Source organism: Micromonospora sp. DT15 (assembly GCF_049841475.1).
Lineage (GTDB): Bacteria > Actinomycetota > Actinomycetes > Mycobacteriales > Micromonosporaceae > Micromonospora.
Map to the genome: position 1 here is coordinate 251,323 of NZ_JBNCKJ010000010.1, position 9,554 is coordinate 260,876.

The following is a 9,554-nucleotide window of genomic DNA, read 5'->3' on the forward strand; positions in this document are numbered from 1 at the left end:
GGCGGGGTGCCCGACACCGTGATGACCGGCCCGACCGCCCAGCCGACCGACCCTGAGACCTACCAGGCGCTGCACGCCGACGCCATTGCGTTGCTGAAGGGCTGGCAGCCCACCAGCCCGGACGCGGCCAGCGCGCGGGACCGGACGCTGGCGTTGCTCGCCGCCGGCCCGATCGCGATGAGCCGGCAGCACCGCCCGGGGCACGTCACCGCCAGCGCGTTGGTGCTGGACGCCACCGGCTCCCGGGTGCTGCTCTGCCTGCACGGCAAGTTCGGGCGTTGGGTGCAGCTCGGCGGGCACTGCGAGCCGACCGACCAGACCCTGGTCGGCGCGGCGCTCCGCGAGGCCACCGAGGAGTCCGGGATCGCCGGCCTGCGCATCGACCCGGTGCCGATCGACGTGGACGTGCACCAAGTGCAGTGTCAGGGCGGCTCGGCGCACTACGACGTCCGGTTCGCGGTGATCGCCCCGCCCTCGGCCGTGGAGCAGGTCAGCGACGAGGCCGAGGAGCTGGGCTGGTTCCCACCGGACCAGCTGCCCGAGCCACTGGCCGGCGGGACCGCACAACTGGTCGCACCGGCCCTCGCCGCTGTCAGACGTAGCCCTCTTCGCCTCGCCCCTTGAGCTCGTCGACGAGGCTCTTGACGTCCTGCGCCCGGTCGCGCGGGCAGACCAGCACCGCGTCCGGGGTGTCCACCACGATCAGGTCGCGCAGACCGAGCACGGCCACCAACCGACCCGACTGCGGGACGACCACGAGGTTGCTGCTGTCCCGCAGCAGCACGCCCGGCTTGGCCTCCGAGCCGAGCACCACGTTGCCCGCGTCGTCGGCCGACAGCACGTCGCCGAGGGTGTGGAAGTCACCGACGTCGTTCCAACCGAAGTCGCCCGGCACCGTCGCCACCCGACCCGCCGTTGCCGCACCCTCCATCACCGCGTAGTCGACGGAGATCTTCGGCAGGGTCGGCCAGATCGCGCCCAGGACGTCGTCCTGCTCCGGGGTGCCCCAGGCGGCGGCGATCGCGGCGACGCCGGCGTGCAGCGCCGGCTGCTGGCGGGCCAGCTCGGCGAGGAAGACGTCCACCCGCCACACGAACATGCTCGCGTTCCACAGGTGCCGGCCCGAACGGACGTACGCCTCGGCCACCTCGGCGGCCGGCTTCTCCTTGAACTCGGTCACCGGCCGCCACGGCACACCCTCGGTCGGATCGCCGGTCTCCAGGTAGCCGTAGCCGGTCTCCGCACGGGTCGGAGTGATCCCGACGGTCATCAGCATGCCCTGCTGGGCCCCGTGGACCGCCTCCTGGACGGTGCACACCCAGCTGTCCGGGTCGCGGATCAGGTGGTCGGCCGCGAAGCTGCCCATCACCGCGTTCGGGTCACGTGCCGCGATGACCGCGGCGGCCAGCGCGATCGCCGCGCAGGAATCCCGGGGGGAGGGCTCGACCAGGATGTTCTCCTCCGGCAGCACGGCCAACTGCCGTGCCACCGCCGTGACGTGCGCGGCGCCGGTGACCACGAGGATCCGATCCGGTGTGGTCAGCGGCGCGAGCCGTTCGACCGTCGCCTGGAGCAATGAGGCGCTGGTGCCGGTCAGCGGGTGGAGGAACTTGGGATGGCCGGCGCGGGACAGCGGCCACAACCTCGTGCCACTGCCACCTGCCGGAATGACCGCATAAAGCATCCGCACATCATGCCCGACGTACCTGCCCAAAGTGGCACGGGTCACCCGCAGTGGTGCGGAGGGTCAGGAGCGGGCGCGACTCCACGCGGAGATGTGCACCTCGGCGCTGGACTCCCAGGTGAACTCCTTGGCCCTGTCGAACCCCGCCTTCGCCAGCGACAACCGTCGCTGCTCGTCGTCGAGCAGGGCGGCCAGGTCGATGCTGATCTGCTCCGGGTCCTCCGAGGTGTACGCGACCGCGTCGCCGCCCACCTCGGGCAGCGAGAGCCGGGGCGTGGTCAGCACCGGGGCGGCGCACGCCATCGCCTCCAGGATCGGCAGCCCGAACCCCTCGCCGTAGGACGGGTACGCGGCGACCAGGGCACCGCCGAGGAAACCTGGCAGGTCGCCGTAGCGGAGGTAGCCGGGGCGCAGCAGACGCAGGTGCGACGGCACCTCGGCCACCGCCCGGTCGATGTCCTCGTCGTGCCCCTGCCCACCGGCGATCACCAGGGCCGGCGGGTCGACCCGGTCGGCCACCGCCCGCGCCCACCCACGGATCAGGTTGGGCACGTTCTTTCGCGGCTCCTTGGCACCGAGGAAGGCGACGTAGCTGCTGTTGCCCAGCCCCAGACGCGCTCGCACCCGAGCCTTCTCCTCCTCGGTGGGAGCGTGGAAGGCAGCCTGGTCGACGCCGTGGTAGGCGACGTCGATCCGTGTCGGGTCGGCGTCGAGCAACCGGATCAGCTCGTCCCGGGTGGCCTTGCTGGGCACGATCACCCGGTTGGCGCGGCGCAACGAGGTCTTGATGGCGCTGCGGAAGAACGTGCGGCGCGACTTGTCGTAATGCTCCGGCTCGGTGAAGAACGTCGCATCGTGCACGGTGACCGTGACCGGACATCCGGCCCGCAGCGGGCAGGTGTAGAAGGGCGAGTGAAGCACCTCTGCGCCGACCTGCTGGGCGAGCAGCGGCAGACCGGTCTGCTCCCAGGCGAGCCGGGCCGGACGGTGCGCCACGGCGGCCGGGGCCGGGATGATCTCCGCGCCGGGCAGCATGCGGGTGTACCGCTCAAGATCGGTGCGGAGACTGACCACCGCCAGCTCCACCCCCGACCCGCACACCTTGCCGAGGGCGCCGAGCAGACCGTCGACGTATCGACCGACACCACCACGGTCGGTGGGGACACTCGTGGCGTCGATGAGCACGCGGGGCGGGCGACCGGCGGTCACGGGGCGACTCCTTGTACTGGCGAGACTGTGGGGAACAACACTCCGGGGGTAAAGCCTACGCCGGGGCGCGGGGCCGACGCTGACTGCGACCCGACGGTACGCCGACTTGTCATCGTCATCGAGTACGGCCCGCAGGGGCGTATCGTTCGCGCCGATGGCCGACAACATTGCCCGGGTGTTCGCCGACGCGATCGCGTCCGACCCGACCCGACCGCTGCTCACCTGGTACGACGACGCCACCGGCGACCGCACCGAACTCTCCGGCGTCACGTTGGCGAACTGGGTGGCGAAGACCGCCAACCTCCTCGTCGACGAGGTCGGCCTCGCGCCGGGCACCCCGGCCGGCGTGGTGCTGCCGCCACACTGGCAGACCGCGGCGGTGCTGCTGGCCTGCTGGTCGGCCAAGCTGAGCGTCGTCGACACGCCGGGCGAGGTGGGGGTGCTCTTCGCCGCCGCCGACAGGTTCGACGAGGCGCAGTCCTGGTCCGCCGACGAGCGCTACGCCCTCGGGTTGGCCCCGCTCGCCGCCCCACTTCGACAGGTGCCGCCCGGATTCGTCGACTACGTCGTCGAGGTACGCGGACACGGTGACCACTTCACGCCGCAGTCCGGCCCCGGCCCCACCGACGCGCACCTGCTGAGCCGCGCCGAGGCCCGCGCCACCGAGTTGGGCATCCTCCCCGGCGCCCGGGTCCTCATCGACGCCGCCCGGCACCCCGACCCGGTCGACTGGCTGCTGGCCCCGCTGACCCGGGCCGCCACAGTGGTCCTGTGCGCCAACCAGGACCCCGCCCGCCTGCCCGCCCGGTTGACAGCGGAAAAGGTCACGCACTCCCTCTCCTGACCACGCCCGCCCCGCCCCGCCGGGGCGGGTCAGGACGTCGTGCGGGACTGAGCGAGGGCCGCGAAGGCGGTCAGGGACTCGGGGTTGGCGAGGGCACCCTTCGCGGCGGCCTGGTCGACCGGGGTGCCGGTGAGAATCTTCTTGACCGGTACCTCCAGCTTCTTCGCCGAGAGGGTGCGGGGCACCGAACGCACCTGGTGGATCTCGTCGGGCACGTGCCGGGGTGAGAGCGCCGTGCGCAGTTCACGGCAGATCTTCGCGCGCATCGGGTCGTCCAGCTCCAGACCCTCGGCCAGCACCACGAAGAGCAGCAGCTCACCGGCACCGCCCTCGTCGTCCTCCAGGTGCACGACGACCGAGTCGAGGACCTCGTCGAGCCCTTCCACTACCGAGTAGAACTCGGCGGTGCCGAGACGCACCCCACCACGGTTGAGGGTGGCGTCGGAGCGGCCGGTGATCACGCAGCCGCCCCGCTCGTTGATGGTGATCCAGTCACCGTGTCGCCAGACGCCCGGGTAGACGTCGAAGTACGCCTCCGCGTAACGGGTGCCGTCCGGATCGTTCCAGAAGCCCACCGGCATGCTCGGCATCGGTTCGGTGATCACCAGCTCGCCGAGTTCGCCGATGACCGGTGTGCCGTCGGCGGAACGGGCCTCCACCTTGGCGCCCAACGCCCGGCAGGCGATCTCACCGGCGTACACCGGCAGCAGTGGCACCCCGCCGACGAACCCGGTGCACACGTCGGTGCCACCGGAGAGCGACTGGAGTTGGACGTCGTCGCTGACGGTCTCGTACACCCAGCGGAAGCCCTCGGCGGGCAGCGGCGCACCGGTGGAACCCACGCCGCGCAGCGCCGACAGGTCGGCGACCTCCCGGGGGACCAACCCGGCCTTACGGCAGGCCAGCAGGTACGGCGCGGAGGTGCCGAAGTACGTCGTCCCGGTCTCCGCCGCCAGCCGCCACAGCGCGCCCAGGTCAGGCTCGGCCGGCCGGCCGGGTTCCGCCCGCACCCCCGGGTTGCCGTCGAAGAGCACGATGGTCGCCCCCACCGCCGGGCCGGAGACCAGGAAGTTCCACATCATCCAGCCGGTGGTGGTGAACCAGAAGAACCGGTCGGCCGGGCCCAGATCGTGGTGCAGGGCGAGCATCTTCAGGTGCTCCAGCAGGATGCCGCCGTGGCCGTGCACGATCGGCTTCGGCAGGCCGGTGGTGCCCGAGGAGTACAGCACGTAGAGCGGGTGGTTGAACGGCACCGGCGTGAACGTCAACGGCTCGTCGGTGGGTGCGGCCAGCTCGGCCCAGCCCAGCGCGCCCTCGGGTGCGGGGCCCGTCGGGTCGAGGTAGCCGATGCTGACGGTGTGGCGCAGCGACGGCAGGGCGGCCCGGATCGCGGCGACCTCGGCACGCCGGTCCACCGGCTTGTCGCCGTACCGGTAGCCGTCCACGGCGACCAGCACCGTCGGTTCGATCTGCTGCCAACGGTCGGTGACGCTGCGGGTGCCGAACTCGGGCGCGCAGGACGAGAAGATCGCGCCCAGGCTGGCGGTGGCCAGCAGCAGGACGTACGTCTCGGCGATGTTCGGGGCGTACGCCGCCACCCGGTCACCGGCGGTGACGCCGAGCCGGCGCAGCCCGGCCGACACCCGGCGGACCTGCTCGCGCAACTCCCCAGCGGTAAGCGTGACCGGCGGGCGGGTCTGCCCGTGCGCGATCACCACCGGGTCGTCGTCGGCCCGCCCCGGCATCCGCAGCACGTTCTCCGCGTAGTTGAGCGTGGCGTCGGGGAACCAACGGGCGCCGGGCATCCCCCGCTCGGCGAGGGTGGCGCTCGGCGGTGTGTGCGCGATCACCTCGAAGTGGTCCCAGATCGAGCGCCAGAACCCGTCCAGGTCGGTGGTGGACCAGCGCCACAGCGCGTCGTAGTCGGCGAAGTCCAACCCGCGGTGCTCCCGCAGCCAGCGCAGGTAGGCACCGATCCGGGACCGCTCGCGTACGTCCGCCGGCGGCGTCCACAGCATGTCACCCACTGCTCCACCCTCCCCCTGGCCCGACACGACACTGTGACTGGGCCGTGGCGCCATCTTGCCCTACCTCGAAGCGCCATTCTGCGCACCGGGTAGGCCAACCGACGCGTGCCCGTCCCACACTGCAACCCGCCACCTCATGTGGGTCAGCCGGCGCGGTGGGCCTGGATGGCGCGGCGGCGGGCCAGCCGGTGCGCTCGGCGGATCTCCGCCTCCTTGTACCGGCGCTCGTCCTCCGCCGTCTCGGGCAGCACCGGGCGGACCGCCCGCGGCGCCCCACCCACGTCCACGCCGACGAACACCAGGTACGCGGTGGCGACCCGGACCGGCGCGTCCTCGGCCGAGTCCCACCGTTCGGCGACCACCCGCACGCCCACCTCCATCGAGGTCTGGCCGGTCCAGTTCACCTGGGCGTGCGCGTGCACCAGGTCGCCGACCCGGACCGCCTCGGAAAAGACGATCTCGTCGATCGCCGCGGTCACCGCGGTCCCTCCGCTGTGTCGGGCGGCAGCCGCCCCGGCCACGTCGTCGACGAACTTCATCAGGACCCCGCCGTGCACGGTGCCGTACAGGTTGACGTCCACCGCGGTCATGATCTTGCTGAGAGTGACGCGCGAGTACGACGTCGGCTTGCCGGTTGGAGGGGCGGAGAGGTGCTCAGTCATGTCGAAAACGGTACGGTGCGCGGATGCGACATCTCTGGAGCTTCCTCGCCGGGCTGGTGGTGGCGCCCATCACCTGGGTGCTGGTCACACTGGGGCAGGACGGGTCGAGCCGGACGGTCGACCGCTGGGTGGAGATCGGCACGTTCAACACCGCCAACCTGATCGAGCCGGCCGTGTACCTCGGTGTCGGCGGTGTCCTGCTGGGCCTGCTCGGCACGCTGCGCTTCTCGCCGCTGGGCCCGTTGGTGGCCGGTGCGTTGCTGGTCACCCCGTACATCGGGATGTTCGTGGCGCCCTTCTCGGTGCGGGACGCGATCCCGCACGAGTGGAAGGTGTTCGGCGATCCTCTGCCGCTGCGACTGCCCGTGGAGAACGGCACGCTCTTCCTGCTCGGCCTACTGCTGCTGATGGCGACCTTCAGTCAACAGCGGTGGCGGCAGTGGCCGAGCCCAGCGACCGAACCGACCGCGGCACCCACCCCGGGGTCGGACGGAGGCCCCCGCGACGACAACTTCACGTTGACCGACTGGACGCCTCCCGCGCCCACGGAGCGCGACACCGCGCCCCTCACTCTGGGTTACCCGGCCGACTCGACATCGACCGATCCGCTGCCCCGCCGGGTGGGTGGCGAATCACCCTGGTCCGCCCCACCGCGCGGCCAACCGCGACCCGAGGACACCACCGAGATCCGCTGATCGCCGGGGCGGGCCGGGTGACCGGCCCGCCCTCCGTCTCTTGCGGGCTAGTGCAGCGCGATCGCCAGGTCCGGGTCGACTGTGCCGAGGCCGGCGCGGGGCACGACGAGGAGCATGACGATCAGCGCGGCGGCCATACCGCCCGCGATGACTATCGCCATCGGTACGCTCCCGGTGCCGAACAGACCGGCCAGTGGCGCCGACAACGCACCGATGCCGAACTGCACCGCGCCGAGCAGCGCTGCGGCGGTGCCGGCGGCCTCGCTGTGCCGGCTCATGGCCAGTGCCGGCGCGTTGGGCAGGGCGAGACCGGCGGCGGCCAGGACCAGCCACAGTGACGCGAGCAGGGTGCCCAGGCCACCGATGCCGGTCGCCGCGAACATGACCAGCAGCAGTCCGGCTGCCGTTCCGGCGATCAGGGCGCTCACCAGGATCTGCTGCGGGGTGTAGCGGCGCAGCAGCCGCACGTTGAACTGGGTGGCCCCGATCAGGCCCACCGCGCCGGCCCCGAAGGCGATGCCGAACTGCTGCTCGTCGAGGCCGTACTCCTGCTGGAGCACGAACGACGAACCCGAGACGTACGCGAACAGGGCGGCCATCGCCAGCCCGGCGACCAGCACCAGGCCGACGAACGCCCGGTCGTTGAGCAGCCCCCGATAGTCGCGGAGGGTGGCGCTCACCCCGCCGTGCCGCCGACGCGCCACCGGAAGGGTCTCCGGGAGCCGGAACGCGGCCACGACGATCAGCAGCGCGCCCAGCACCGCCAGCGCCGCGAAGACGCCCCGCCAGTCGGTCCAGCTCAGCAGGCCGCTGCCGAGCGTCGGCGCGAGGATGGGCGCCAGGCCCATGACGAGCATCAGCCGGGAGAAGATCCGGGCGAAGGAGGCACCGCTGAACAGGTCGCGGACCACTGCCGTCGCGACCACGGTGGCGGCGGCGACGCCGAGCCCCTGGAGTACGCGCAGCCCGCCGAGGACCTCGATGTTGGGTGCGAAGACGCACAGCACGGATGCCACGATGTGCACGGCCAGACCGGCCAGCAGCGGCACCCGTCGCCCGACCACATCGGAGAGCGGCCCGATCAGCAACTGGCCCAACGCGAGACCGACAAGCGTGCCGGTCAGCGTCAATTGCACGGCGGTCTCGGTGGTCTGCAGGCCCGCCGTGATGGCGGGTAGCGCGGGCAGGTACATGTCGATGGTCAGCGGCCCGATCGCGATCAGGGCGCCCAGCACCAGGACGAGCTGCGCCCGCTGACGGTTGGTCATCAGGTCGCCGGGCAGTACCTCTTGCGCGACGGCTGATTCGTGTCCGGTCTTGTCCACCAACTGCTTCATCATCTCGATCTCTCTGCGGAAGCTGGTGCGTCGTCACGAGCGGCGGCGCGGGCGTCACCGGAGCCGCGCGGACGCGGCGTCCCAGTGTGGGGTGCCCGGCGGTGGGCAGCGTGGATGTGACGAGGCAGGGGTCGTGGCGGGGGTGGCCGGGTGGCGCGATGATCCGAGGGTGATTCTCTCGGTCGGCAACACCCCGGCGGTGTGTGACGTTCCCGGTGTGTGGGGAGTCACCCCACCCCGTCCGCCGCGCGACTCGCCTGCCGGACCATGCCGGGTCGGGCGGGCCGGGTGACCGGCCCGCCCTCCGTCTAACTCCCCGCCGCGAGGGTGGCCCGGACGGTTCCCAGCAGGGCGTCCCGGGCCGTCATTGGAAAGAAGTGTCCGCCCGGCAGCACGTGCAGGGTGGACCCGGCCGACGTGTGCTCCCGCCACGGCGCGACCCGATCCGGCTGCACCTCCCGGTCCCGGTCCCCCGCGAAGGCGACGATCGGGCAGCTCAGCGGCGGCTCCGGCCGGTACTCGTAGGTCTCGCAGACCGCGAAGTCGGCGCGGATGGCGGGTAGGAGCAGGTCGAGCAGTTCGGGTTCGGCCAGGATCTCCTCGTCCAGACCGCCCAGCTCACGCAGCCGTTCGACGACCACCGCGTCCGGTTGGTCGTGAATGTTCGGCGAGGTACGCCGCAGCCCCGGCGCGAGGGCACCGGCGGCGAAGAGGACCCGGGGCGGCGGCACCGCGCGGCGACGCAGTTCGCGGGCCAGCTCGAAGGAGACCAACGCCCCCATACTGTGCCCGAACAGGGCGTAGGGCACCCCCAGCTCGGGGGCCAGCGCCGGGGCGAGGGCCTCCACCAGCTGCCGCACCCCGGTGTACGCCGGCTCACGCCAGCGGGACTGCCGTCCGGGCAGCTCGACCGGGCAGACCTCGACATCGTCGCCGAGCAGCTCCTGCCACCCGTGGTACGCCGAGGACCCACCACCGGCGTACGGCAGGCAGATCAGTCGGACGGCGGGGGTGACGCGGCGGCGCGGCCCGGCGGCCAGCCAGCCCTGGGCGCGGGCGGGCGCGTGGGTGGTGAGGCGGTTCACGGAACGGCTCT

Annotated in this window: 9 protein-coding genes; 3 read left to right on the top strand and 6 right to left on the bottom strand. The window is 72.1% G+C overall.

The window, feature by feature from the left end; genetic code table 11:
* Positions 1–21: 21 nt before the first annotated feature.
* On the top strand, positions 22–624 hold the full coding sequence (locus ACLQ3F_RS22970) for an NUDIX hydrolase (protein WP_425851366.1): 603 nt from the start codon (positions 22–24) through the stop codon (positions 622–624).
* On the opposite strand, the gene ACLQ3F_RS22975 is transcribed toward ACLQ3F_RS22970, so the two are convergent.
* Positions 593–1,684 carry a mannose-1-phosphate guanylyltransferase gene (locus ACLQ3F_RS22975; RefSeq protein ID WP_425851309.1) on the bottom strand — a complete coding sequence of 364 codons (1,092 nt, stop codon included), beginning with the start codon at positions 1,682–1,684 and terminating at the stop codon, positions 593–595. The genes ACLQ3F_RS22970 and ACLQ3F_RS22975 overlap by 32 nt on opposite strands.
* Positions 1,685–1,747: 63 nt before the next feature.
* Positions 1,748–2,893 (bottom strand): glycosyltransferase family 4 protein, encoded by a 1,146-nt coding sequence (locus ACLQ3F_RS22980; protein ID WP_355005605.1) that lies wholly within the window; start codon positions 2,891–2,893, stop codon positions 1,748–1,750.
* A gap of 154 nt (positions 2,894–3,047) precedes the next feature.
* Here ACLQ3F_RS22980 and ACLQ3F_RS22985 point away from each other — a divergent pair, with 154 nt between their 5' ends.
* Positions 3,048–3,737, top strand: coding sequence for a TIGR03089 family protein (locus ACLQ3F_RS22985; RefSeq protein WP_357222873.1), 690 nt, complete (start codon positions 3,048–3,050; stop codon positions 3,735–3,737).
* 29 nt (positions 3,738–3,766) lie between these two features.
* Here ACLQ3F_RS22985 and ACLQ3F_RS22990 read toward each other — a convergent pair whose 3' ends face one another.
* Both ACLQ3F_RS22990 and ACLQ3F_RS22995 read right to left on the bottom strand, forming a co-directional pair.
* Positions 3,767–5,764, bottom strand: a complete 1,998-nt coding sequence (locus ACLQ3F_RS22990; protein WP_425851310.1) for an acetoacetate--CoA ligase — start codon at positions 5,762–5,764, stop codon at positions 3,767–3,769.
* Between the two features lie 143 nt (positions 5,765–5,907).
* Complete coding sequence (locus ACLQ3F_RS22995) at positions 5,908–6,426, bottom strand: acyl-CoA thioesterase (protein WP_203125586.1); 519 nt, start codon at positions 6,424–6,426, stop codon at positions 5,908–5,910.
* Between the two features lie 23 nt (positions 6,427–6,449).
* Between ACLQ3F_RS22995 and ACLQ3F_RS23000 the strand changes: the two genes are divergently transcribed.
* Positions 6,450–7,121, top strand: coding sequence for a hypothetical protein (locus ACLQ3F_RS23000; protein ID WP_357203608.1), 672 nt, complete (start codon positions 6,450–6,452; stop codon positions 7,119–7,121).
* A 47-nt stretch (positions 7,122–7,168) separates the two neighbouring features.
* On the opposite strand, the gene ACLQ3F_RS23005 is transcribed toward ACLQ3F_RS23000, so the two are convergent.
* Together ACLQ3F_RS23005 and ACLQ3F_RS23010 are read right to left on the bottom strand one after the other, a co-directional pair.
* Complete coding sequence (locus tag ACLQ3F_RS23005; protein ID WP_425851313.1) at positions 7,169–8,461, bottom strand: multidrug effflux MFS transporter; 1,293 nt, start codon at positions 8,459–8,461, stop codon at positions 7,169–7,171.
* Positions 8,462–8,766: 305 nt separating this feature from the next.
* On the bottom strand, positions 8,767–9,543 hold the full coding sequence (locus ACLQ3F_RS23010; RefSeq protein WP_425851315.1) for a thioesterase II family protein: 777 nt from the start codon (positions 9,541–9,543) through the stop codon (positions 8,767–8,769).
* Positions 9,544–9,554 lie beyond the last annotated feature (11 nt).